Below are 23,356 nucleotides of genomic sequence, written 5' to 3' on the forward strand. Positions count from 1 at the left end.
GGAAATGCGCGCAGATCTGCTGATTGTCGGAGCCGGAATGGTCGGCAGCGCCTTGGCGCTGGCGTTGCAGGGCAGCGGGCTGGAAGTCCTGCTGCTCGACGGCAGCCCGTTGAGCGTCAAACCCTTCGATGCGCAGGCGCCGTTCGAACCGCGGGTCAGCGCCCTGTCGGCGGCCAGCCAGCGCATCCTCGAGCGCCTGGGCGTGTGGGGCGGCATCGTCCAGCGCCGCACCAGCCCCTACACCGACATGCACGTCTGGGACGGCAGCGGCACCGGGCAGATCCATTTCTCGGCCAGCAGCGTGCACGCCGGCGTGCTCGGCCACATCGTCGAGAACCGCGTGGTGCAGGACGCCTTGCTCGACCGTCTGCACGACTGCGACCTGGGCCTTCTGGCCAATGCCCGGCTGGAGCAGATGCGCCGCTCCGGCGACGACTGGCTGCTGACCCTGGCCGACGGCCGCACCCTGCGCGCGCCGCTGGTGATCGCGGCGGACGGCGCCCACTCGGCGGTGCGCCGCCTGACCGGCGTCGCCACCCGCGAATGGGATTACATGCACCATGCCATCGTCACCAGCGTGCGCAGCGCCAAGCCGCACCGGATGACCGCCTGGCAGCGCTTCACCGACCACGGCCCGCTGGCGTTCCTGCCGCTTGAGCGTGACGGGCAGCAGGACTGGTGCTCGATCGTCTGGTCGACCACCCCAAGCGAGGCCGAGCGCCTGATGGCGCTGGATGAAACGGCGTTCTGCCGGGAGCTGGAGCGGGCGTTCGAAGGCTGCCTGGGCGAGGTCGTCAGCGCCGACCCACGCCTGTGCGTGCCGTTGCGCCAGCGGCACGCCAAGCGTTACGTGGCCGAAGGCCTGGCGCTGATCGGCGATGCGGCGCACACCATTCACCCGTTGGCCGGGCAGGGCGTGAACCTCGGTTTCCTCGACGCCGCCGTGCTGGCCGAGGTGCTGCTGCAGGCGGCCGAACGCGGCGAACGCCTGGCGGACGTGAAAACGCTGAGCCGCTACGAACGCCGGCGAATGCCGCACAACCTGGCGCTGATGGCGGCGATGGAAGGCTTCGAGCGCCTGTTCCAGGCCGATCCGCTGCCGCTGCGCTGGCTGCGCAACACCGGGCTGAAGATGGTGGAGCAGATGCCGGAGGCCAAGGCACTGTTCGTGCGTCAGGCGCTGGGGCTGACCGGGGACTTGCCGGACCTGGCCAAGGCCTGAGAAAGGGATGGCGGCTGACCCGCCGCCATCGCCAGCAGGCTGGCTCCCACCCGGATGCGGGGTGATGGCGAATCCCGGGCTGTGCAACATCTGGTAACTCCTTCGAACAGCGTTCGATTGAGTCGGTAAATGTGAGTCCTTATCATTTGGCCCACTTTTCCCGACCGAGAGACCGCTCCCATGTTGGCACCCAAGCGTCTTCTGACCGCACTGGCCCTGACCCTGATCGGCAGCACCGCCGCCCAGGCCGCTGACGAGGTGGTGGTCTACTCCTCGCGCATCGACGAACTGATCAAGCCGGTGTTCGACGCCTACACCGCCAAGACCGGAGTGAAGATCAAGTTCATCACCGACAAGGAAGCGCCGCTGATGCAGCGGATCAAGGCCGAAGGCGACAACGCCGTCGCCGACCTGCTGCTGACCGTCGACGCCGGCAACCTCTGGCAGGCCGAGCAGATGGGCATTCTCCAGCCGTTCACCTCGAAGGCCATCGACGCCAACATTCCGCAGCAGTACCGCGCCTCCAGCCATGCCTGGACCGGCCTGAGCCTGCGTGCCCGCACCATCGCCTACTCCACCGAGCGGGTGAAGCCGGGCGAACTGACCACCTACGAAGCCCTGGCCGACAAGAACTGGGAAGGCCGCCTGTGCCTGCGCACGGCGAAGAAGGTCTACAACCAGTCGCTGACCGCCACGATGATCGAGACCCACGGCGCCGAGAAGACCGAGAAGATCCTCAAGGGCTGGGTCAACAACCTGTCCACCGACGTGTTCTCCGACGACGTCGCGGTGCTGGAGGCGATCAACGCCGGCCAGTGCGACGTGGGCATCGTCAACACCTACTACTACGGCCGCCTGCACAAGCAGAAGCCTGACCTGCCGGTGAAGCTGTTCTGGCCGAACCAGGCGGACCGCGGCGTGCACGTCAACCTGTCGGGCATCGGCCTGACCAAGCACGCGCCGCACCCGGAAGCGGCCAAGGCGCTGGTGGAGTGGATGACCACGCCTGAGGCGCAGAAGATCTTCGCCGACGTGAACCAGGAGTTCCCGGCCAACCCGGCGGTGAAACCGTCCGAGGAAGTGGCGGCCTGGGGGCAGTTCGTGGCCGACACCCTGCCGGTGGAAGTGGCGGGCAAGCGCCAGGCCGAGGCGATCCGCATGATGGACCGGGCCGGCTGGAACTGATACCGACCATTCCCGTACCCTGCGTCGCATCGCCGAAAGCGTGACGCAGCGCGTCACAGAATGTGTGCCCACGCCGAGCGTGGGCACAGTCATTTGAACGAGAGTCTTTACTTGGCCCACCCCGCCCAACGCCGCTGGTATCCCATCGTCTTCGCCATCGCCGCGCTGGTGCTGCTGCCCCTGAGCGTCCTGCTGCTGTCGTGGCAGAGCGTCGATGCGCAGATCTGGTCGCACCTGTGGGACACCCAGATGCCGCGCCTGTTGGGCAACACCCTGACCCTGGTGCTCGGCGTCGGCGTCGGCGTGACGCTGTTGGGCGTGAGCCTGGCCTGGCTCACCAGCCTGTGCGAGTTCCCCGGCCGGCGCTGGCTCGACTGGGCGCTGATGCTGCCGTTCGCGGTGCCGGCCTACGTGCTGGCGTTCGTGTTCGTCGGCCTGCTGGACTTCGCCGGCCCCGTGCAGACGTTGATGAGGGAGTGGTTCGGCAGCGGCCTGCGCCTGCCCCGGGTGCGCTCCACCGGCGGGGTGATCGTGGTGCTGGTGCTGGTCTTCTATCCCTACGTCTACCTGCTGGCGCGCACCGCGTTCCTGGCCCAGGGCAAGGGCCTGATGGAAGCGGCGCGGGTGCTCGGCCAGTCGCCGTGGCAGGCGTTCTGGCGGGTGGCGCTGCCGATGGCGCGGCCGGCCATCGGCGCGGGCGTGGCGCTGGCGCTGATGGAGACCCTGGCGGATTTCGGCGCGGTGTCGGTGTTCAACTTCGACACCTTCACCACCGCCATCTACAAGACCTGGTACGGCTTCTTCAGCCTGTCGAGCGCGGCGCAGCTGGCCAGCCTGTTGCTGCTGGCGGTGATGCTGGTGCTGTACGGCGAGCGCCGTGCGCGCGGCGCCAACCGGGCAGGCAACGAGCGGCCGCGGGTCAAGGCGCTGTATCACCTGCGAGGCCCCAAGGCCTGGGCGGCGACCGGGTGGTGCGTCCTGGTGTTCGCTTGCGCGTTCGTCATCCCGGTGCTGCAACTGGCGGTGTGGTTCTGGCGGCGCGGGCGGTTCGACCTGGATGAGCGCTACGCCGGACTGATCCTGCACACGCTTTACCTGGGGGCGCTGGCGGCGCTGATCACCGTCGGTGTGGCGCTGCTGCTGGCCTTCGCCCGGCGCCTGGCGCCGACGCCGGCGATCCGCTCCGGCGTCAGCCTCGCCAACCTCGGCTACGCCTTGCCCGGGTCGGTGCTGGCGGTGTCGATCATGCTGGCCTTCAGTTACCTGGACCGGGTGCTGGTGATTCCGCTGTCGGCCTGGTTGGGCGGGGCGGGCAAGCCGTTGCTGCTGGGCAGCCTGGCGGCGTTGCTGTTGGCGTACCTGGTGCGCTTCATGGCGGTGGCCTACGGGCCGCTGGAAAGCAGCCTGGCGCGTATACGGCCTTCTTTGCCCGAAGCGGCACGTAGCCTCGGGGTGGGTGGGCCGCGGTTGTTTTTCAAAGTGTATCTGCCGCTGTTGCTGCCGGGCACGTTGAGCGCAGCGCTGCTGGTGTTCGTCGATGTGCTCAAGGAAATGCCCGCGACCTTGCTGATGCGCCCGTTCGGCTGGGACACGCTGGCGGTGCGGATCTTCGAGATGACCAGCGAAGGCGAGTGGGCGAGGGCGTCGTTGCCGGCGCTGACCCTGGTGCTGGTCGGGCTGTTGCCGGTCATCGGCCTGATCCGCCGTTCGGCCCACCGAAACGGCTAGGTGCCAGCCCCGTGCCTTGCGGCTACAATGCGCGGCATTCGGTGCGGTCAGTCTGACAGAAACAGTTGCTGAGATCGGCTCAAGGCCTTGTGTTCCAAGGCTTTCATCCTGTGCAGCGGCTGCCCGCGCCTTCGCCACGCCCGGAAGGAGAAACCCATGGGACAGCGTACGCCTCTGTATGACCTTCACCTCGCCCTCGGCGCGAAGATGGTCGATTTTGGCGGTTGGGACATGCCACTGCATTACGGCTCGCAGGTCGAGGAGCACCACGAGGTGCGCCGCGATTGCGGGGTGTTCGATGTTTCCCACATGACCGTGTTCGATGTCACCGGCCCCCAGGCCAAGGCCTGGCTCCAGTACCTGCTGGCCAACGACGTCGAACGCCTGCACAGCCCCGGCCGTGCGTTGTACAGCGCCATGCTCAACGAGCGCGGCGGCATCGTCGACGACATGATCGTCTACCGCCTCGACGACGGTTACCGTCTGGTGGTCAACGCCTCCACCCGCGACCAGGACCTGGAGTGGATGCAGGCGCACCTGCCCGGCCTCGACGTGCGCCTGCGCGAGCGTCCCGAACTGGCGATGCTCGCCATCCAGGGCCCGCAGGCCCGGCACAAGGTGGCTGAACTGGTGAGCCAGTCCCGCGCCAACCTGATCCATCACCTCAAGCCCTTCGAAGGTCGCGCCGACGGCGAGTGGTTCATCGCCCGCACCGGCTACACCGGCGAGGACGGGCTGGAGATCGTCCTGCCGGCCGCCGAGGCGCCGGGTTTCTTCAACGACCTGGTGGGCGCTGGCATTTCCCCCATAGGCCTGGGCGCCCGCGACACCCTGCGGGTCGAGGCCGGCATGAACCTGTACGGCCAGGACATCCACCAGGACGTTTCGCCGCTGGCCTCGAACATGGCTTGGAGCATCGCCTGGGAGCCGGCCACCCGCCGCTTCATCGGCCGCGATGCGCTGGAGGCCGAAAGGGCCGCCGGCGTGCAGCACAAACTGGTGGGCCTGGTGCTGGAGGAGCGCGGCGTTTTGCGCGCCCATCAGGTGGTGCGCATCGCCGATGTTGGCGAAGGGGAGATCACCAGTGGTAGTTTCTCTCCTACGCTGAGCAAGTCGATCGCCCTGGCGCGTCTGCCGATGGCGACCGCCGACCGCGCCGAAGTGGAAATCCGCGGCAAATGGTATCCGGTGCGGGTGGTCAAGCCGACCTTCGTGCGCCACGGCAAAACCTTGATCTAATCTATTGCGGCGGGTACGACCGCTGACCTAATCCTTGAGGACACCGAAGATGAGCAATATCCCCGCCGACCTGCGTTACGCCGAAAGTCATGAATGGGCCCGCCTGGAAGCCGACGGCACCGTCACCGTGGGCATCAGCGACCACGCCCAGGCTGCGCTGGGCGACGTGGTGTTCGTTGAGCTGGCTGAAGTGGGCAAGGTCTTTGCCGCCGGTGATGCGGCCGGCGTCGTCGAGTCGGTGAAAGCTGCCTCCGACATCTACGCGCCGGTGGGCGGCGAGGTGATCGCGGTCAACGAAGAACTGGCCGATTCGCCGGAGCTGCTGAACGAAGAACCTTACGACTCGTGGATCTTCAAGCTCAAGCCAAGCGACAAGTCCGAGCTGGACAAGCTGCTCGACGCCGCCGCCTACAAGAAGGAAATCGGCGAGTAACCCCAGCGCGACACCCCGAAGCCCCGATCCGTCGGGGCTTTTTCATGCCCGCCGTTCAGGCGCCGCGCAGCACGGCCTTCACCGCCGCCACCGAGCGTTCGACGTCCGCCAGGGTCATGGCGGTGAACATCGGCAGTGACACGATCAGCCGGCCGACCCGTTCCGCCACCGGCAGCATGCCTTCCTTGAAGCCGCGCTCGCGGTACAGGCTCAGCAAGTGGATCGGCGGGTAGTGGTAGCCGATGCCGATGCCCAGGGCCTGCATCTGCTCCATGAAAGTCGCCCGCGCCGGCTGCCCGTCCTGGCGTTCCGGCAGCACCAGCTGGAACAGGTGCCAGTTGCTGTTCTCGAAGTCCGCCGGGGGCAGCTGTGCGCCGAAGGTCGCTTCGAAGTCGTCGCCGAAGCAGCGGAAGTAGTGCCGGGCGAGTTCGCGCCGGTGCGCGGTCAGGGCCTCGATGTGGGCGAACTGGCCCAGGCCGATGGTGGCGGCCACGTCGGTCATGTTGAACTTGCCGCCCAGCACATCGACGTCCAGACCGTCGAAGCCGTTGCGGGTGACGCCCTGCAAGCGGTACTTCTCCGCCAGCCGCGCCTCTTCGGGGGTGTTGAGCACCAGGCAACCGCCCTCGGCGCAGGTGACGTTCTTGTTCGCCTGAAAGCTGAACGACACGAAGTCCCCGGTGGCGCCGATGCGCCGGCCGTTCCAGCTGGAGCCCAGGGCCTGGGCGGCGTCTTCGACGATGCGCAGGTTGTGCCTGCGGGCGATGGCGTACAGGCGCTCCATGTCCACCGGCAAGCCGGCCAGGTATACCGGGATGACCGCTTTGGTGCGCGGGGTGATCGCCGCTTCCAGCCGGTCAAGGTCGATGTTGCGGGTCACCGGGTCGATGTCGGCGAACACCGGTGTCGCCCCGACCTCCAGGATCACGTTGGCGGTGGCCACCCAGGAGATCGGCGTGGTGATCACCTCGTCCCCGGGGCCGATGCCGGCGATGCGCAGGGCGATCTCCATGGTGCAGGTGCCGGAGTTGAACGTGCGCACCGGGCGCCCGCCGAAGTAGTCTGACAGTTGCGCTTCGAAGGCCTGGACCTTCGGCCCGCTGGTGATCCAGCCCGAGCGCAGCACATCGCCCACAGCGGCGATGGTGGCGTCGTCGATGACAGGTTTGGAGAACGGCAGGAACGGAGGTTGGCTCATGGGGATCGGTCGTCCATTGGTGGGGCCGGATGCAGGCTGCACAGCATGCGCCTGCCCGGCGCGTCGCGCCAAGCCGTCCGTGACGGCATCGGCTGCTATGCTGGTTTGACCGTGTCGCATTGACGCCGAGCGCCAGCCAAGAAGAGAGCCCGTCATGTCCAAGATGCCGTCCTTGAGCCAGTTACGCGACCCCCAGGCCTTCCTCCGTCGCCACCTGGGCCCCGATGCCGCCGAACAGCAGGCGATGCTCGACAGCCTGGGCCTGGGCAGCCGCGTCGAACTGATCGAGCAGACGGTGCCGCCGGGCATCCGCCTCAACCGTGAACTGGATCTGCCGCCGGCGCTGGACGAACAGGCGGCCCTGGCGAAGCTGCGCGGGTACGCCGAGCAGAACCAGGTCTGGACCAGCCTCATCGGCATGGGCTACCACGGCACCGTCACCCCGGCCGTCATCCTGCGCAACGTGCTGGAGAACCCCGGCTGGTACACCGCCTACACGCCGTATCAGCCGGAGATCGCCCAGGGCCGGCTCGAAGCGTTGCTCAACTTCCAGCAACTGATCATCGACCTGACCGGCCTGGAACTGGCCAACGCCTCGCTGCTCGACGAAGCCACCGCCGCCGCCGAGGCCATGGCGCTGGCCAAGCGGGTGGCGAAGTCCAGGAGCAACCTGTTCTTCGTCGACGAGAATTGCCACCCGCAGACGATTTCCGTGGTGCGCACCCGGGCCGAAGGCTTCGGTTTCGAGCTGATTGTCGAGGCTGTGGATAACCTCAAGCAGCATCAGGTGTTCGGCGCCTTGTTCCAGTACCCCGACACCCACGGCGAAGTCCGCGACCTGCGGCCGCTGATCGACCACCTGCACGCGCAGCAGGCGCTGGCCTGCGTGGCCGCCGATCCGCTGAGCCTGCTGTTGCTGACCCCGCCGGGCGAACTGGGCGCGGACGTGGTGTTCGGCTCCAGCCAGCGCTTCGGCGTGCCGATGGGCTACGGCGGCCCGCACGCGGCGTACTTCGCCACCCGCGAGGAGCACAAGCGGGCGATGCCGGGGCGGATCATCGGGGTGTCGAAGGACGCCCGCGGCAACGTCGCACTGCGCATGGCCCTGCAGACCCGCGAGCAGCACATCCGCCGGGAGAAGGCCAACTCGAACATCTGCACCGCCCAGGTGCTGCTGGCCAACATCGCCGGGTTCTATGCGGTGTACCACGGGCCGGAGGGCCTCAAGCGGATCGCCCAGCGGGTGCACCGGCTGACGTGCATCCTTGCCGCCGGTCTGGCCCGGCATGGCGTCGACCGGGTCAACGACCACTTTTTCGACACCCTCACGCTGGAGGTGGGCGGCGCGCAGACCGCGATCATCGAAAGCGCCAAGGCCGCGCAGATCAACCTGCGGATCCTCGGCCGCGGACGGCTGGGCCTGAGCCTCGACGAGACCTGCGACGAACAGACCGTGGCGAAATTGTTCGATGTGCTGCTGGGGGCCGATCACGGCCTGAGCGTCGAGGCGCTCGACGCGGAGAACGTGGTGTCCGGGATCCCTGACGCCCTGCAGCGCAGCACGCCGTACCTGCGCCACCCGGTGTTCAACGCCCACCACAGCGAAACCGAGATGCTGCGCTACCTCAAGCAGCTGGAGAACAAGGACCTGGCGCTCAACCAGTCGATGATCCCGCTGGGCTCCTGCACCATGAAGCTCAACGCCACCAGCGAGATGATCCCGATCACTTGGCCGCAGTTCGCTCATCTGCACCCGTTCGCCCCCCGGGAGCAGGCAGTCGGCTACACGCTGATGATCGAGGAGCTTGAGCGTTGGCTCTGCGCGATCACCGGGTTCGACGCGATCTGCATGCAGCCCAACTCCGGCGCCCAGGGCGAATACGCCGGGCTGCTGGCGATCCGCAAATACCACGAGAGCCGGCAGCAGGGCGGGCGCGACATCTGCCTGATCCCGTCCTCGGCCCACGGCACCAACCCGGCGTCGGCGCAGATGGCGGGGATGCGGGTGGTGATCGTCGAATGCGACGACGCCGGCAACGTCGACCTGGACGACCTCAAGGCCAAGGCGGCCGAGGCGGGCGAGCGGCTGTCCTGCCTGATGGCGACCTACCCCTCGACCCACGGCGTGTACGAGGAGGGCATCGGCGAGATCTGCGAAGTGATCCACCGGCACGGCGGCCAGGTGTACATGGACGGCGCCAACCTCAACGCCCAGGTCGGGCTGGCCCGGCCGGCGGACATCGGCGCCGACGTGTCGCACATGAACCTGCACAAGACCTTCTGCATTCCCCACGGCGGCGGCGGGCCGGGCATGGGCCCGATCGGCGTGCGGGCGCACCTGGCGCCGTTCGTCGCCAACCATCCGGTGGTGCCGCTCGACGGCCCGCAACCGCAGAACGACGCGGTGAGCGCCGCGCCGTGGGGCAGCGCGAGCATCCTGCCGATCAGCTGGATGTACATCGCCATGATGGGGCCGCAACTGGCGGACGCCAGCGAAGTGGCGATCCTGGCGGCCAATTACCTGGCCCGGCACCTGTCCGGCGCCTTTCCGGTGCTGTACACCGGCCGCAACGAACGGGTGGCCCACGAGTGCATCCTCGACCTGCGGCCGCTCAAGGCCCTCACCGGCATCAGCGAGGAGGACGTCGCCAAGCGTCTGATGGATTACGGTTTCCATGCGCCGACCATGTCCTTCCCGGTGCCGGGCACGCTGATGGTCGAACCGACCGAGAGCGAGTCGAAGGCCGAACTGGATCGGTTCATCGGCGCCATGCTCAGCATCCGCGCGGAAATCACCGAAGTGCAGAACGGTAACTGGCCGGCCGAGGACAACCCGCTCAAGCACGCGCCGCATACCTTGGCGGACATCACCGGGGTGTGGGAACGGCCCTACAGCATCGAGCAGGGCATCACCCCGGATGCGCACACCAAGGCGCACAAGTACTGGCCGGCGGTGAACCGGGTGGACAACGTCTACGGCGACCGGAACCTGTTCTGCGCGTGCGTGCCGGTGGACGACTACCGCTGAGCCCCTGTGGTCGCTGGCGGTGGGTCAGGCACGGGTGATGCTGGATGTGCCGGCCTCATCGCTTGCAGGCAAGTTCCCACAGGTCTTTGCGGTGGCCGCAGATCCTGCATGCGCTCCGCGCACTTTGTGGGAGCCAGCCTGCTGGCGATGGCGTCAGCCCAGGCCCCACAGGGCGAAACCCACCCAGTCGTTCCCGCAGAAACGCGGGCAAAAAAAATGCCGCTCCCGGGAGCGGCATTTCTGTGGGGCAAGGCTTACTCGGAAGCCACGGCGTTCTTCGCCAGGATCGCGTTCGCCAGTTCCATGTCCGACGCCTGCAGGCCCGGGTTGTCGGCGCGGACCTTCTGCATCGCGGCTTCCAGGTACGGGCCGCGGATGCTGCCTTCGCTGGCGACGAAGCTGCCGGCATCGTCTTGGGCGGCGACGATCAGTTTGTGGTCCTTGAAGGTCAGGTAGGTCGAGCCGGTGGTGGCGCCGGACGAGATGACGTTACGCCAAAAGCTGTCGGCCATCGCTGAACCAACGGGAAGGGACAGCAGGGCAAGGGTGGCGACAGCAAGTTTGAGACGCATGGTGGATGACTCCGCTGGGGGGTGATGACTGTGCCGTTGGATCGCCGCTCCCGGGTCGAGTTCCGTGACGGCTAGCGCTGCTCGCTCTGCGGCGTCACCCGCAGCACTTCCTCGATGGTCGTCAGCCCCGCCGCGACCTTCTGCGCCCCCGACAGCCGCAGGCTGCGCATGCCTTCCTTGAATGCCTGGCGCCGGATGGCCGTGAGGTCGGTGTCGGGGGTGATCAGGGCCTTGAGGCCGTCGCTCAGTTGCATGATCTCGTAGACGCCGGCCCGTCCGTGGTAACCGGTGTCGCGGCATTCCAGGCAGCCGACGGAGCGTTGCGCGTTGCCCGGCAGCGGCGCCTGCCATGGCCGGGTCAGGGACTGCCAGCCGTCGTCGTCGAGGGTGAGCGGCGCCTTGCAGTGCGGGCACAGGGTGCGCACCAGGCGCTGTGCCATGACCCCGAGCACCGTGGCCTTGATCAGGTAATGCGGCACGCCGAGCTCCAGCAGGCGGCTGATGGCGCTGGGCGCGTCGTTGGTGTGCAGGGTCGACAGCACCAGGTGCCCGGTGAGGGCGGCCTGGATCGCCATCTCGGCGGTTTCCAGGTCGCGGATCTCGCCGATCATGATGATGTCAGGATCCTGCCGCATCAGCGCCCGCACGCCGGCGGCGAACCCCAGGTCGATGTTGTGCTGCACCTGCATCTGGTTGAACGCCGGCTCGACCATCTCGATCGGGTCTTCGATGGTGCAGAGGTTGACCTGGGGCGTCGCCAGCTTCTTGAGCGTGGTGTAGAGCGTGGTGGTCTTGCCCGACCCGGTGGGCCCGGTCACCAGGATGATGCCGTTGGGCTGGCGGGTCATGTCCTGCCAGCGGCGCAGGTCGTCGGCGGAAAAGCCCAGCTGGTCGAAGTCCTTGAGCAGCACTTCGGGGTCGAAGATCCGCATGACCATCTTCTCGCCGAACGCCGTGGGCAGGGTCGAGAGGCGCAGCTCGACCTCGCCGCCGTCCGGGGTCTTGGTCTTGACCCGGCCGTCCTGGGGCTTGCGCTTTTCGGCGACGTTCATCCGGCCCAGGCTCTTGAGGCGGCTGACGATGGCCATCGTCACCTGCGGCGGGAACTGGTAGACGTTGTGCAGCACGCCGTCGATGCGAAAGCGCACCGTGCCTTGCTCGCGGCGCGGCTCGATGTGGATGTCGCTGGCCCGCTGCTGGAACGCGTACTGGAACAGCCAGTCGACGATGTTGATGATGTGCGCGTCGTTGGCGTCCGGCTCCTGGTCGCTGGCGCCGAGGTTGAGCAACTGTTCGAAGTTGCCCAGGTGGCCGCCCTGCTGGTCGGCGCTGCTGGCGCCGCTGACCGACTTGGCCAGGCGGAAGAACTCGACGCTCAGGCGCTGGATGTCCGCCGGGTTGGCCACCACCCGCTTGACCGGCAGCTTCAGCACGTGGGTCAGGTCGGCCTCCCAGCCCCGGACGTAGGGCTGGGCGCTGGCCACGGTCACCGCGTCGCGGTCGACGGCCACCGCCAGGATCCTGTGGCGCTGGGCGAAGGCGTAGGACATCAGCGGAATGACGGCCGCCACGTTGATCTTCAACGGGTCGATGCGCAGGTACGGCTGGCCGGCCTGCTGGGCCAGCCACAGGGTCAGGCCTTCCAGGTCCAGGTGCCGGCCCGGGCGGCTGAGGTCGTCCAGCTGCTGGCCGGCGATGAACTCCAGCGGGTGCAGGGGGTTGTGGGCGCCTTGGCGGCGGCGCGCGTTCAGCGCCTGTTCGGCGGCGTCCTGACTGATGAAGCCCTGGGCCACCAGTTCACGCAAGACATCGTTGAGATCCAGCCAGCGATCCTGAGCGGCGAGTTGAACGGACATGCGGACACCTTTTGAACGACAGTGCGCCAAAGGATAGCCGCGGCCCCGCAGACCGTTGGGCCACTACCGGGCGCAAGCCGTTTCGGGATCTTTCAGCCAGCCGCCTGCACCGGTGCCGTCCGCGCCGCATCGGCATTGTGCAGCGTGACCGAACAGACGCTGACCAGGTTGCCCAGCTTCTGCGCGATCACCTGGGCGCGGTGCCAGCTCAGCCCGCCCATGACGATGTCGATCGACAGCAGGTCGTCCAGCCGCTGCAGGTTGAACTGTTCAGGCGTCAGGCATTGCAGGGCGAACAGGTTCAGCACGCGCACCGGCAGATCCGGTTCGGCTTCGGCGAGGATCCGGTATTGCGCCAGGCAATGGGCGTTGCGCGCGCTCCACGCATCGGCGCGGGGCGAGGGGGTGTTCACGGCTTCGAGGTGGGGCATGGCGGCTCTCCGGATTCGGTGGAGAAATTTTTGCACGCTGCGCCGGGCATTTCTTATCTAAGATGGGCAAATTGGCGGATTGGCCGACAGGTTCTATTTCGCATCTGATGATTGTGAGGATTATTTATGCACAGCGAGCTGGACAGCTACGACCGGCGCATTCTCGCCCTGCTGCAAGCGGACGCTTCCTTGTCCAGCGCGCAGATCGCCGAACAGGTGGGGCTGTCGCAGTCACCCTGCTGGCGGCGGATCCAGCGGATGAAGGAGGAGGGGATCATCCGCGGCCAGGTGACCTTGCTCGACCGCAAGAAGATCGGCCTGAACACGCAGATCTTCGCCCAGGTGAAGCTCAACGCCCACGGCCGCTCGAACTTCACCGAGTTCACCGAGGCGATCCGCGGCTTCCCGGAGGTGCTGGAGTGTTACGTGCTGATGGGGGCGGTGGACTTCATGCTGCGCATCGTCGCGGCGGACATCGAGGCGTACGAGCGGTTCTTCTTCGAGAAGCTGTCGCTGGTGCCGGGGATTCAGGAGGTGAATTCGATCGTGGCGCTGTCGGAGATCAAGTCGACCACCAGTCTGCCGGTCTGAGGGTCTTCGTCGAGGGGGAGAGCCTCACCGCGAGCAGGCTCGCTCCCACAGGGGATTTGTGGGAGCGGGCCTGCCGGCGATGGCGGGATCACAGGCGCAGCAGGGTCTTCCAGGCGCGGTTCTGATAGACCGCGATCGCCTGATGCTTGCGGGCATCGAGCGCTTCGTCGGTGATCGGCTGGTTGGCCAGTTGCGCCAGTTTGTTCAGTTCGCCGTACAGGCGATCCATTTCGGCGATCTCCAGCACGTCGCGCGCGTGGTGCAGCCACACCTGGATGCGCTCGATGCGCGGCAGCTGTTCGGCCAGGTCTTCCGGCTGCTGCTGGTAGCGCTGCAACTGCAGCGAACCGGCTTCTTCGCTCAAGAGGCGAGGCAGCCAGCTCTGCAACTGGGCCGAGCCCTGGCGGTCGCCGCGGGTGGTGCGTTGGGCGGTCCAGCCGCGGGCCAGCAGCCAGCGTGAGGCGTTCAGCGAGAACAGGCCCCAGCGCGGGTCTTCCAGCTCTTCGAGGAACTGTTCCGGCGCGGCCTTGCGCACGTCTTCGTCGTCCAGGCCGGCCTGCACCAGCGGGCGCCAGTCTTCCAGCAGGGCGTCGAGCGCCGCGCGCAGGTCGTGGGTCGACGGTCGCGGCGCGGCCTGGCCGAGGCTGCTGAGCAGGGCGCGCAGTTCCGCCAATTGTTCGACCCAGTCCTGCAGCAGGCGCCAGTGGCCGTTGAAGCGATACTGTTCGGCCAGCCGCTGGCTGCTGCCGAGCAGGTGCCAGCCCAGGGCGGCGAACGCGTCGTCGAGCGGGGTCTCGGCGGTCAGTTGCGGCGCCGGCAGGCTCAGCGAGTAGCTGCCGGCGTCGTACAGGCGGTAGCCGCGCTCGGCCTTGCTGATGTCGCACGGCATCAGGGCCAGGGTCTCGGCCAGTTCGGCGGCCAGTTCCAGCAGCGCGGCGGGTTCGCCTTCGCGCAGTTCCAGTTCCAGCTCGCAGATTTCTTCTTTCTGTTTGCCGACCACCACGTGGCCCAGGTCGAGGGCGGCTTCGATGACCACCTTGGCCTTGCCGCGGCCCCAGGCGATCTCGGCGCGCTCGCGGACGAAATCGGTGGTGAAGATCGGCTTGAGGGTTTTCTTGTCCAGTTCCGCGAGGGACTCGGGCCAGCATTCGCCGTCGAGCTTCTTCACATCGAGCTTGGCCTTGGCCAGGTGCCAGTCGTACTCGTTGCGCTCGGACAGGCCGGCGACGCTCTGGCCGCGGGTCTTGAGGGTCTGGATCACTTCGTCGCCGTCCTTGCGCAGGCGCAGGGCGACCTTGGCCTGGGCCAGGTCGCGCTCGGGGGTGTCGAAGTACTGGTTCATCAACTCACGGCGTTCCCAGCCATTTTTGTTGCGTTTTTTCAGAAGCGGGTGCTCGCGCAGGGCGGCGAGGGTTTCGCGGCTGACGCGGAGTTTGATTTCGGTTTCTTTCTGCATGGCCGGAAAATCCAGGATCGGGAGCGCAGCCGGGGGATGCGCGGCTGCCAAGGCCGTGCAGTGTACAGGACTCACGGGGGCTGCGCCTTGCGGCGGTTTATTCCGGGCGCCGGATGGCTCTATGATGGACTTCAATCCGGGAGTGGGAGCCAGCGATGCCTTTGCCGTCCATGAAAGACCAGTTCGCCGCGCTGATCGCCGTGCCGTCGGTCAGTTGCACCCAGCCCAGCCTGGACCAGTCCAACCGGGCCGTGATCGATCTGCTGGCGGGATGGCTGGGCGATCTGGGGTTCGCCTGCGACATCCAACAGGTCAGCCCCGGCAAGTTCAACCTGCTCGCCAGCTTCGGCAGCGGCCCCGGCGGCCTGGTGCTGGCCGGGCACAGCGACACGGTGCCTTACGACGACGCGCTGTGGCAGACCGACCCGCTCAAGCTCACCGAGGCCGACGGCCGTTGGATCGGCCTGGGCAGCTGCGACATGAAGGGCTTCTTCGCCCTGGTCATCGAAGCCGTGCAACCGCTGCTGGAGCGGCCGTTCAAGCAACCGCTGCTGATCCTCGCCACCTGCGACGAGGAAAGCTCGATGGCCGGCGCCCGGGCCCTGGCCGAAGCCGGGCGGCCGCTGGGGCGGGCGGCGGTGATCGGCGAACCCACCGGGCTCAAGCCGATCCGCCTGCACAAGGGCGTGATGATGGAACGCATCGACATCCTCGGGCAGAGCGGCCATTCGTCGGATCCGCGTCTGGGCCACAGCGCCCTGGAGGCCATGCACGACGCCATCGGCGAGCTGCGCGGCCTGCGCCTGTTGTGGCAGCGCGAGTTCAACAATCCGCAGTTCAGCGTGCCGCAGCCGACCCTCAACTTCGGCTGCATCCACGGCGGCGACAACCCCAACCGCATCTGCGGCCAGTGCTCGCTGGAGTTCGACCTGCGGCCGCTGCCGGGCATGGATCCCAAGGTGCTGCGGGCCGAGATCCTGCAGAAGCTCAATCCGGTCGCCGAGCGGCACCGGGTGAAGATCGACTACCGGCCGCTGTTCCCTGAGGTGCCGCCGTTCGAGCAGGCCGAAGGGAGCGAACTGGTGCGCATCGCCGAGAAGCTTACCGGCCATGCCGCCGAAGCGGTGGCGTTCGGCACCGAAGCGCCTTATCTTCAGCGCCTGGGCTGCGAGACCCTGGTGCTGGGTCCGGGCGACATCGCCTGCGCGCACCAGCCGGGCGAATACCTTGAAATGTCACGTCTGCAGCCTACCGTGCAACTGTTGCGGCAATTGATTGAACATTACTGCCTGACCCCGGACAAAAACCTGTAGGCACCCGCTGTGTTTTATCCGGACAAACGCGGTAAATTGCCGCCAATCCAACCCGTATTCATGAGGAGAGCGCGCGTGTCGCCAAGCCTGTTCCGACGATAACCATCAGCCCGCTGTGCGTTTTCCGTTCCGCCCCTTTTCCGGCTGCTATTTATTACAGGCCCAGGTTCATGCCCGAATACGTCAATTGGCTTCGTCACGCGTCCCCTTATATCAATGCCCATCGCGACTGCACCTTCGTCGTCATGCTGCCCGGCGACGGCGTGGAGCATCCGAACTTCGGCAACATCGTCCATGACATCGTGCTGCTGCACAGCCTCGGCGTGCGCCTGGTGCTGGTGCACGGCTCGCGCCCGCAGATCGAGGCGCGCCTGGCCGCCCGCGGCCTGACCCCGCATTACCACCACGGCATGCGCATCACCGACGCCGCCACCCTGGAATGCGTGATCGACGCCGTCGGCCAGCTGCGCATCGCCATCGAGGCGCGCCTGTCGATGGACATGGCCTCCTCGCCGATGCAGGGCTCGCGCCTGCGGGTGGCCAGCGGCAACCTGGTCACCGCGCGGCCGATCGGCGTGCTCGAAGGCGTCGACTACCACCACACTGGCGAAGTGCGCCGGGTCGACCGCAAGGGCATCAACCGCCTGCTGGACGAGCGCTCCATCGTGCTGCTGTCGCCGCTGGGCTACTCGCCGACCGGCGAGATCTTCAACCTGGCCTGCGAAGACGTCGCCACCCGCGCCGCCATCGACCTGGGGGCCGACAAGCTGCTGCTGTTCGGCGCCGACCTGGGCCTGATCGACGAGCACGGCCACCTGGTGCGTGAACTGCGTCCGCAGCAAGTGCCGGCGCATCTGCAACGCCTGGGCAGCAACTATCAGGCGGAACTGCTCGACGCCGCCGCCGAAGCCTGCCGCGGCGGCGTGGCCCGCAGCCATATCGTCAGCTATGCCGAAGACGGTGCGCTGCTCACCGAGCTGTTCACCCGTGACGGCGGCGGCACGCTGGTGGCCCAGGAGCAGTTCGAGTTGGTGCGCGAGGCGGCCATCGAGGACGTCGGCGGCCTGCTCGACCTGATCAGCCCGCTGGAGGAGCAAGGGATTCTGGTGCGCCGTTCCCGCGAGGTGCTGGAGCGCGAGATCGAGCAGTTCAGTGTGGTCGAGCGTGAAGGCATGATCATCGCCTGTGCGGCGCTGTACCAGATCGCCGATTCGGACGCCGGCGAGCTGGCGTGCCTGGCGGTCAACCCGGAGTACCGCCACGGCGGCCGCGGCGACGAGCTGCTGGAGCGCATCGAGACCCGCGCCCGTGCACAGGGGCTCAAGACCCTGTTCGTGCTCACCACCCGCACCGCGCACTGGTTCCGCGAGCGCGGGTTCGAGCCGAGCAGCGTCGAACGCCTGCCGGCGGCGCGGGCGTCGCTGTACAACTATCAGCGCAATTCGAAGATCTTCGAAAAGAGCCTGTGACCGCGTCGTTCCCATCGCGGGTGGGCCCGCTCCCGCCAGGATCGCATCGGTCCTGTGGGGGCGGGCTTGCCCGCGAAGCGTTTAGGGTGCGACAAACTTCGCGCTGACATACGGCGAGTAATCCGCCAGCACCGTCTCGACCTTGCCCTGTTCCTTCAGGAACTTCGCCGTCTCGCCGATCGCCTTCGCCGTGCCGCCGTCCAGCAGCGCGGCGGTCTGCTGCGCCCGGGCGTCGGGGAACGCCGAGCCGGCGAGCAGTTCCGGCACGTCCGCTGCGTTGGCACCGGTCAATTTGGCGATTTTCTGCACCGGCGCCGAGTCGGCGGTCCAGCTGTCTTTATGCGCGGCGTAGTCGGCGAACGCGTCCAGCGTCACCTTGGCGAACCGGGCCACCACGTCCGGGTGTTTCTCGGCGTAGTCCTTGCGCGCGACCCAGACCTCGAAGGTCGGCGCGCCCCACTGGCCGACCTGCGCGGCGTCGGTCAGGGTCTTGCCGGTCTTGCGGATTTCCCCCAGCGCCGGCGACCAGACGAACGCGCCGTCGATGTCGCCGCGCTTCCAGGCCGCCGCGATCTCGGCGGGCTGCAGGTTCACCACCTTGACCTTGGAGGCGTCCAGGCCCCAGTGCTTGAGCGCACCGAGCAGGCTGTAGTGGGAGGTGGAGACGAACGGCGTGGCGATGGTCTTGCCGATCAGGTCCTGGGGTGTGTCGATGCCGCTGCCGTTGCGCACCACCAGGGCTTCGGCGCTGTTGATCTGGGCCGACACGATGAACGCCACGATCGGCAGGTGGCGCGAGGCGGCCGCCGCCAGCGGGCTGGAGCCGAGGTTGCCGATCTGTACGTCGCCGGAGGCGATGGCTGTCACAACTTCCGGGCCGCTGTTGAAGCGGCGCCAGTCGATCTTCTCGCCGAGGGCCTTTTCATAGGTGCCGTCGGCCTGGGGCACCTTGCTCGGGTCGATGCCGGTCTGATACCCGACCGTGAGACCGGATGCCTGGACAGAAAAAGAAATCATCGCCGACACACAAACTGTAACAAATTGACTAGATAGTGCGCGTTTAGCCATCATGGCGTCGCCTTTTCGAAAGGGATTGACGTATTGGGGTTGTGTCAACGCTAATCGATCTAAAAAAAGGCGACAAAATACCGTTTAGGAATGAGCTTAGGCGCCGATACGTTGTAGCCCGGCGTGGTGGCCAGTGGATGGCAATATTCCATAATGGTATTAAAAAGAATCAATAAATTCTTTTTGGCTGTATCAGGAAATCATTACCCTGCAGGGACCGAATCACTGCGATTAGACCTTGGTCGTAGGCGCACAAGGTTGCGATTGACTTGTCAGTCACGGTCTGGCGCTAATCGCGCATCTTAGGATCCAGGGGCATCAGACCCCGGACCAGGAACACAAGAATTAGAAACGAGAGGAGCGTTACATGAACAAGTCCACCTTGGCCCTGGCTGTGGCCGTAGGGGTTTTGGCGCAGCAGGCAAGCGCCGCCGGTTTCATCGAAGACAGCAAGGCCACCTTGGGGCTGCGTAACTTCTACATCAACACCGACAACCGTGACTCCGGCACCAAAGCCGCAGGCGCCCAAAGCAAGAACGAAGAATGGGGCCAGGGCTTCGACCTGCGCTTCATCTCCGGCTACACCCAAGGCACCGTAGGCTTCGGTCTCGACGCCATCGGCCTGCTGGGCGTGAAGCTGGATTCGGGCGGCGGCACCAACGGCGCCACCGCGACCTCCTACGGCGGCACCGTGTTCCCGAGCAAGTCCAACGGCGAAGCCGTGGACAACTTCTCCAGCCTGGGCCTGACCGCCAAGGCCAAGATCTCCCAGACCGAACTGAAGCTGGGCACCCTGCAGCCTAAGAACCCGGTCATCGTGACCAACGACGGCCGCATGCTGCCGCAGACCTGGCAGGGCGGCCAGATCACTTCCGGCGAGATCAAGGACCTGACCCTGGTCGGCGGTCAGATCGAAGCCGTGAAAGGCCGTAACTCCAGCAACAACGAGAACCTGTCCGTCGGCGGTGCGAACGCTCGTGTGGCCAACAGCAACAAGTTCTACTACGCCGGTGGTGACTACAAGCTCACCAAAGACCTGACTGCCCAGTACTACTACGGCAACCTGGAAGACTTCTACAAGCAGCACTTCCTGGGTCTGGTGCACAACTGGGCAATCGGCCCGGGCGTGCTGAAGTCCGACTTCCGCTACTTCCACAGCAGCGATGACGGCAAGAACGGCAACACCGCGGCCTACTTCGGCAACGGTAACTACGTCGGCAACGTCAGCGGCAAAGGCCCGATCGACAACAACCTGTACAGCGGCCTGTTCCTGTACACCGTTGAAGGTCACACCTTCGGTGGCGGCTACCAGGTGTCCAACGGCAGCTCCGACTTCCCTTGGCTGAACCAGGGCGATGGCTCGTCGAACTACACCATCACCGACATGCAGATCCAGAAGTTCGGCCGTGCCGGCGAGAAAACCTGGCAGGCGCGCTACTCGTATGACTTCGCCAAGATCGGTGTGCCTGGCCTGACCGCCGGCATGGTCTACCTGCGCGGCAGCGACATCGACACCGTGGGTTCCAACCGCCGCGAAAACGGCAATGGCGCCTCCGAGTGGGAACGCGACCTGACCATCGGCTACGTCGTGCCGGAAGGCCCGCTGAAGAACCTGGGCCTGATGTGGAAAAACGCCACCTGGCGCAACGACATCCCAGGTCAGCGTGACCAGGATGAAAACCGCCTGATCGTCAGCTACTCGATCCCGCTGCTGTAATAGCACGCCCGAGTCGCCGATGAAAAAAAGCCCCGTCCGGCATTGCGCCGGACGGGGCTTTTGCGTTTCGGGTCGGGCCCACCCCCGTAGACCCTTCCCGAGGTTTCCCTCTTTACTGCAACTCAAGGCCTTCTCGAACCTTGGGGCCGATGGTGGTCGCGATGCTTGGAGGCGTCCAGTGAACAGATGTTTAATATTTCTGTTTGATCTAAATATCTAGTTATTTATTCTTTTTCAGAAGATCAAAAGCCGAGCTACAGTTGTCTTCTCCACCCACTCATCAGGAGCAGCACCATGAGCCTCAGACTCGGCGACATCGCCCCCGATTTCGAACAAGACTCCAGCGCCGGCAAGATCCGCTTCCATGAATGGCTGGGCGACAGTTGGGGCGTGCTGTTTTCCCACCCGGCAGACTTCACCCCGGTGTGCACCACGGAACTGGGCTTCACCGCCAAGCTCAAGGATCAGTTCGCCCAGCGCGGCGTGAAGGCCATCGCGCTGTCGGTGGATCCGGTGGACTCGCACCACAAGTGGATCGAAGACATCAACGAAACCCAGAACACGGTCGTCAATTTCCCGATCCTGGCCGACGCCGACCGCAAGGTGTCCGACCTCTACGACCTGATCCACCCCAACGCCAGCGACACCCTCACCGTGCGCTCGCTGTTCGTGATCGACCCGAACAAGAAGATCCGCCTGACCATCACCTACCCGGCGAGCACCGGGCGCAACTTCCACGAGATCCTGCGGGTGATCGACTCGCTGCAGCTCACCGATAACCACAAGGTGGCCACCCCGGCCAACTGGCAGGACGGCGACGAGGTGGTGATCGTGCCGTCGCTCCAGGATCCGGAAGAAATCAAACGGCGCTTTCCCAAGGGCTATCGGGCGATCAAGCCGTACCTGCGCCTGACGCCGCAGCCGAACAAGTGATTCCCCGGAGCGTGCCTGCCCGCGATGAGGCCGGCCCGTTCGACGCAGACTTCAAGTGCAGTACCCGCAAAGCAGGGTTTCAGGCCGTTTCGACGGCCTGTTTTTTTGCCTGGAGGAAATGATCGCGCATATCTCTACAGGGAATAACCAAATGAATAAATATGATTTATGGATATATAAATGAGCTGGTAAGGTCACTCCATCAAGCGAGACCGCAACCCGCGAATCGCCCGCAACAGGCAAGGAATCATTTGAATGCTGGTGGTATCGCTAGGAGGCAGTCCCAGCCAACGCTCCCGTTCCGGGGTGTTGCTGGAGCGTTCGCAACGCTGGTTGCAGCAGCACGGTGTGGAGGTGGTGAGTTACCAGGTGCGGGACTTTCCCGCCGAGGATCTGCTCCACGCCCGTTTCGACAGTCCGAAGGTGCTCGACCTGCTGCGGCAGATCGAAAACGCCGACGGCCTGCTGATCGCCACGCCGGTGTACAAGGCCTCGTTTTCCGGCGCACTGAAGACCGTGCTCGACCTGCTGCCCGAACGAGCCCTGAGCCACAAGATCGTCTTGCCGATGGCTACCGGCGGCAGCATCGCCCACATGCTGGTGGTCGACTACGCCCTCAAGCCGGTGCTGTCGGCCCTCAAGGCCCAGGAAATGCTGCAGGGCATCTTTGCCGAAGACAGCCAGATCGCCTATGGCGAAGGCAGTGCCCAGCCGCAGCTTGCGCCGGCGCTGGAGCAGCGGCTGCATGAAGCCCTGGAACTGTTCGTCGCGGCCATGGCCCGCCGTCCCCAGCCTCTGGTGCCGGGCCTGCTGAACGAACGTCTGCTGAGTGCCCGCTGGAGCATTTGAGCTTCACCCGAATCTGACATCACTGGCCTTACTCGCCCGCCAACGGGCAAGCAGGTGCAGCCAAAACCAACTGCAAAAAGGAGAGCGCTATGCGCACTGTATTTTTGCGTCGCGGTCTGGTCGCTCTGTTTGCTGCGGCTGTGTCCTTCGGCGCCATCACCCAGGCCCAGGCCGAGACGTTGCGGATCGGCTATCAGAAGTACGGCACGCTGGTGCTGCTCAAGGCCAAGGGCACCCTGGAAAAGCGTCTGGCCGCCCAAGGCGTGGACGTGCAGTGGACCGAGTTCCCCGGCGGTCCGCAATTGCTGGAAGGCCTGAACGTCGGCTCGATCGACTTCGGCGTCACCGGCGAAACCCCGCCGGTCTTCGCCCAGGCCGCCGGCGCCGATCTGCTCTACGTGGCCTATGAGCCGCCGGCGCCGGACAGCGAATCGATCCTGGTGCAGAAGGACTCGCCGATCAAAACCGTCGCGGATCTGAAAGGCAAGAAAGTCGCGTTCAACAAGGGCTCCAACGTCCATTACCTGCTGGTGCGCGCCCTCGAAGACGCCGGCCTCAAGTACAGCGACATCCAGACCGTCTACCTGCCGCCGGCCGATGCCCGTGCGGCGTTCGAACGCAACAGCGTCGACGCCTGGGTGATCTGGGATCCGTACCAGGCCGCCGCCGAACAGCAATTGCAGGCGCGCACCCTGCGCGACGGCAAAGGCCTCGTCGACAACCACCAGTTCTACCTGGCGACCAAACCCTACGCCCAGAAGCATCCCGAGGTGATCACCGCCCTCGTGGAGGAAGTGCGCGCGGTCGGCGAATGGTCCAAGGCCAACCCCGAAGACGTCACCCGCCAAGTCTCGCCGCTGCTCGGCCTGCCGGCGGACATCACCCTGACCTCGGTGAAGCGCCAGGGTTACGGCGCGCTGTTCCTGACGCCGGACGTGGTCGCCGCGCAACAGAAAATCGCCGACACCTTCTTCCAGCTCAAGCTGATCCCCAAGCCGCTGAGCATCAAGGACGTGATCTGGACCCCGCCGGCCGCCGTGGCCAAGGCACCTTAACTCGAATTCCCAA

Annotated in this window: 19 protein-coding genes; 13 read left to right on the top strand and 6 right to left on the bottom strand. The window is 65.9% G+C overall.

Annotated elements, in window-relative coordinates; all coding sequences use genetic code 11:
• Window positions 1-4 precede the first annotated feature (4 nt).
• The 5 genes from CAG41_RS01955 to gcvH all read left to right on the top strand — a co-directional run bounded on the left by CAG41_RS01955 (window position 5) and on the right by gcvH (window position 5,807).
• Entirely contained in the window at window positions 5-1,222 is a 1,218-nt protein-coding gene (locus CAG41_RS01955) for a 2-octaprenyl-3-methyl-6-methoxy-1,4-benzoquinol hydroxylase (protein ID WP_170930260.1), read from the top strand.
• Window positions 1,223-1,402: 180 nt separating this feature from the next.
• Entirely contained in the window at window positions 1,403-2,407 is a 1,005-nt protein-coding gene (locus tag CAG41_RS01960) for an extracellular solute-binding protein (protein WP_085581060.1), read from the top strand.
• 111 nt (window positions 2,408-2,518) lie between these two features.
• Window positions 2,519-4,135, top strand: coding sequence for an iron ABC transporter permease (locus CAG41_RS01965; protein WP_085630137.1), 1,617 nt, complete (start codon window positions 2,519-2,521; stop codon window positions 4,133-4,135).
• 156 nt (window positions 4,136-4,291) lie between these two features.
• Window positions 4,292-5,374 carry a glycine cleavage system aminomethyltransferase GcvT gene (gene gcvT / locus CAG41_RS01970; RefSeq protein ID WP_085581056.1) on the top strand — a complete coding sequence of 361 codons (1,083 nt, stop codon included), beginning with the start codon at window positions 4,292-4,294 and terminating at the stop codon, window positions 5,372-5,374.
• Between the two features lie 49 nt (window positions 5,375-5,423).
• A complete protein-coding gene (gene gcvH, locus CAG41_RS01975) occupies window positions 5,424-5,807 on the top strand; it encodes a glycine cleavage system protein GcvH (RefSeq protein WP_085581054.1) in 384 nt (127 codons plus the stop codon).
• Between the two features lie 55 nt (window positions 5,808-5,862).
• On the opposite strand, the gene CAG41_RS01980 is transcribed toward gcvH, so the two are convergent.
• Window positions 5,863-7,005 carry a DegT/DnrJ/EryC1/StrS aminotransferase family protein gene (locus CAG41_RS01980; protein ID WP_085655873.1) on the bottom strand — a complete coding sequence of 381 codons (1,143 nt, stop codon included), beginning with the start codon at window positions 7,003-7,005 and terminating at the stop codon, window positions 5,863-5,865.
• Between the two features lie 154 nt (window positions 7,006-7,159).
• Here CAG41_RS01980 and gcvP point away from each other — a divergent pair, with 154 nt between their 5' ends.
• Window positions 7,160-10,033 carry an aminomethyl-transferring glycine dehydrogenase gene (gene gcvP / locus CAG41_RS01985; protein ID WP_085706657.1) on the top strand — a complete coding sequence of 958 codons (2,874 nt, stop codon included), beginning with the start codon at window positions 7,160-7,162 and terminating at the stop codon, window positions 10,031-10,033.
• A 254-nt stretch (window positions 10,034-10,287) separates the two neighbouring features.
• Here gcvP and CAG41_RS01990 read toward each other — a convergent pair whose 3' ends face one another.
• The 3 genes from CAG41_RS01990 to CAG41_RS02000 all read right to left on the bottom strand — a co-directional run bounded on the left by CAG41_RS01990 (window position 10,288) and on the right by CAG41_RS02000 (window position 12,892).
• The gene (locus tag CAG41_RS01990) at window positions 10,288-10,605 is read right to left on the bottom strand and encodes a DUF2388 domain-containing protein (RefSeq protein WP_085581048.1); all 318 of its coding nucleotides are present in this window, start codon (window positions 10,603-10,605) and stop codon (window positions 10,288-10,290) included.
• A gap of 71 nt (window positions 10,606-10,676) precedes the next feature.
• On the bottom strand, window positions 10,677-12,461 hold the full coding sequence (locus CAG41_RS01995; RefSeq protein WP_085706658.1) for a GspE/PulE family protein: 1,785 nt from the start codon (window positions 12,459-12,461) through the stop codon (window positions 10,677-10,679).
• Between the two features lie 92 nt (window positions 12,462-12,553).
• On the bottom strand, window positions 12,554-12,892 hold the full coding sequence (locus CAG41_RS02000; RefSeq protein WP_085581044.1) for a hypothetical protein: 339 nt from the start codon (window positions 12,890-12,892) through the stop codon (window positions 12,554-12,556).
• Window positions 12,893-13,018: 126 nt separating this feature from the next.
• On the opposite strand from CAG41_RS02000, the gene CAG41_RS02005 reads away from it, so the two are divergent.
• Entirely contained in the window at window positions 13,019-13,483 is a 465-nt protein-coding gene (locus CAG41_RS02005; RefSeq protein ID WP_085581042.1) for an Lrp/AsnC family transcriptional regulator, read from the top strand.
• 88 nt (window positions 13,484-13,571) lie between these two features.
• Here CAG41_RS02005 and CAG41_RS02010 read toward each other — a convergent pair whose 3' ends face one another.
• Window positions 13,572-14,939 carry an inorganic triphosphatase gene (locus CAG41_RS02010; protein ID WP_085581039.1) on the bottom strand — a complete coding sequence of 456 codons (1,368 nt, stop codon included), beginning with the start codon at window positions 14,937-14,939 and terminating at the stop codon, window positions 13,572-13,574.
• Between the two features lie 155 nt (window positions 14,940-15,094).
• Here CAG41_RS02010 and argE point away from each other — a divergent pair, with 155 nt between their 5' ends.
• Both argE and argA read left to right on the top strand, forming a co-directional pair.
• Window positions 15,095-16,252 carry an acetylornithine deacetylase gene (gene argE / locus CAG41_RS02015; RefSeq protein ID WP_085581037.1) on the top strand — a complete coding sequence of 386 codons (1,158 nt, stop codon included), beginning with the start codon at window positions 15,095-15,097 and terminating at the stop codon, window positions 16,250-16,252.
• A gap of 170 nt (window positions 16,253-16,422) precedes the next feature.
• Window positions 16,423-17,721, top strand: a complete 1,299-nt coding sequence (argA, locus tag CAG41_RS02020) for an amino-acid N-acetyltransferase (protein ID WP_085581035.1) — start codon at window positions 16,423-16,425, stop codon at window positions 17,719-17,721.
• 81 nt (window positions 17,722-17,802) lie between these two features.
• Here the strand turns inward: argA and tauA are convergent, their stop codons facing one another.
• Window positions 17,803-18,738, bottom strand: coding sequence for a taurine ABC transporter substrate-binding protein (gene tauA / locus CAG41_RS02025; RefSeq protein WP_371917403.1), 936 nt, complete (start codon window positions 18,736-18,738; stop codon window positions 17,803-17,805).
• 418 nt (window positions 18,739-19,156) lie between these two features.
• On the opposite strand from tauA, the gene CAG41_RS02030 reads away from it, so the two are divergent.
• The 4 genes from CAG41_RS02030 (at window position 19,157) to CAG41_RS02045 (ending at window position 23,343) form a co-directional block, all read left to right on the top strand.
• Window positions 19,157-20,506: an OprD family porin gene (locus CAG41_RS02030; RefSeq protein WP_085706660.1), complete on the top strand. Its 1,350-nt coding sequence runs from the start codon at window positions 19,157-19,159 to the stop codon at window positions 20,504-20,506.
• A gap of 294 nt (window positions 20,507-20,800) precedes the next feature.
• Window positions 20,801-21,439 carry a peroxiredoxin gene (locus tag CAG41_RS02035; protein WP_085581029.1) on the top strand — a complete coding sequence of 213 codons (639 nt, stop codon included), beginning with the start codon at window positions 20,801-20,803 and terminating at the stop codon, window positions 21,437-21,439.
• 255 nt (window positions 21,440-21,694) lie between these two features.
• Window positions 21,695-22,288, top strand: a complete 594-nt coding sequence (gene ssuE, locus CAG41_RS02040) for an NADPH-dependent FMN reductase (protein ID WP_085581027.1) — start codon at window positions 21,695-21,697, stop codon at window positions 22,286-22,288.
• Between the two features lie 89 nt (window positions 22,289-22,377).
• Window positions 22,378-23,343: a sulfonate ABC transporter substrate-binding protein gene (locus CAG41_RS02045; protein WP_085581025.1), complete on the top strand. Its 966-nt coding sequence runs from the start codon at window positions 22,378-22,380 to the stop codon at window positions 23,341-23,343.
• The last annotated feature ends 13 nt before the right edge of the window (window positions 23,344-23,356 follow it).

It is taken from the genome of Pseudomonas sp. B35(2017), from assembly GCF_002113645.1.
GTDB lineage: Bacteria > Pseudomonadota > Gammaproteobacteria > Pseudomonadales > Pseudomonadaceae > Aquipseudomonas > Aquipseudomonas ekonensis.

Bases quoted from the DNA above. Each gene is read 5' to 3' on its own strand.
- CAG41_RS02045 (WP_085581025.1), top strand. From the start codon at position 22,378: ATGCGCACTGTATTTTTGCGTCGCGGTCTGGTCGCTCTGTTTGCTGCG.
- tauA (WP_371917403.1), bottom strand. From the start codon at position 18,738: ATGATTTCTTTTTCTGTCCAGGCATCCGGTCTCACGGTCGGGTATCAG.
- gcvH (WP_085581054.1), top strand. From the start codon at position 5,424: ATGAGCAATATCCCCGCCGACCTGCGTTACGCCGAAAGTCATGAATGG.
- CAG41_RS02030 (WP_085706660.1), top strand. From the start codon at position 19,157: ATGAACAAGTCCACCTTGGCCCTGGCTGTGGCCGTAGGGGTTTTGGCG.
- CAG41_RS01995 (WP_085706658.1), bottom strand. From the start codon at position 12,461: ATGTCCGTTCAACTCGCCGCTCAGGATCGCTGGCTGGATCTCAACGAT.
- CAG41_RS01955 (WP_170930260.1), top strand. From the start codon at position 5: ATGCGCGCAGATCTGCTGATTGTCGGAGCCGGAATGGTCGGCAGCGCC.
- ssuE (WP_085581027.1), top strand. From the start codon at position 21,695: ATGCTGGTGGTATCGCTAGGAGGCAGTCCCAGCCAACGCTCCCGTTCC.
- CAG41_RS02005 (WP_085581042.1), top strand. From the start codon at position 13,019: ATGCACAGCGAGCTGGACAGCTACGACCGGCGCATTCTCGCCCTGCTG.
- gcvP (WP_085706657.1), top strand. From the start codon at position 7,160: ATGTCCAAGATGCCGTCCTTGAGCCAGTTACGCGACCCCCAGGCCTTC.
- gcvT (WP_085581056.1), top strand. From the start codon at position 4,292: ATGGGACAGCGTACGCCTCTGTATGACCTTCACCTCGCCCTCGGCGCG.
- CAG41_RS01960 (WP_085581060.1), top strand. From the start codon at position 1,403: ATGTTGGCACCCAAGCGTCTTCTGACCGCACTGGCCCTGACCCTGATC.
- CAG41_RS01980 (WP_085655873.1), bottom strand. From the start codon at position 7,005: ATGAGCCAACCTCCGTTCCTGCCGTTCTCCAAACCTGTCATCGACGAC.
- CAG41_RS02035 (WP_085581029.1), top strand. From the start codon at position 20,801: ATGAGCCTCAGACTCGGCGACATCGCCCCCGATTTCGAACAAGACTCC.
- CAG41_RS01990 (WP_085581048.1), bottom strand. From the start codon at position 10,605: ATGCGTCTCAAACTTGCTGTCGCCACCCTTGCCCTGCTGTCCCTTCCC.
- argE (WP_085581037.1), top strand. From the start codon at position 15,095: ATGCCTTTGCCGTCCATGAAAGACCAGTTCGCCGCGCTGATCGCCGTG.
- CAG41_RS02010 (WP_085581039.1), bottom strand. From the start codon at position 14,939: ATGCAGAAAGAAACCGAAATCAAACTCCGCGTCAGCCGCGAAACCCTC.
- CAG41_RS02000 (WP_085581044.1), bottom strand. From the start codon at position 12,892: ATGCCCCACCTCGAAGCCGTGAACACCCCCTCGCCCCGCGCCGATGCG.
- argA (WP_085581035.1), top strand. From the start codon at position 16,423: ATGCCCGAATACGTCAATTGGCTTCGTCACGCGTCCCCTTATATCAAT.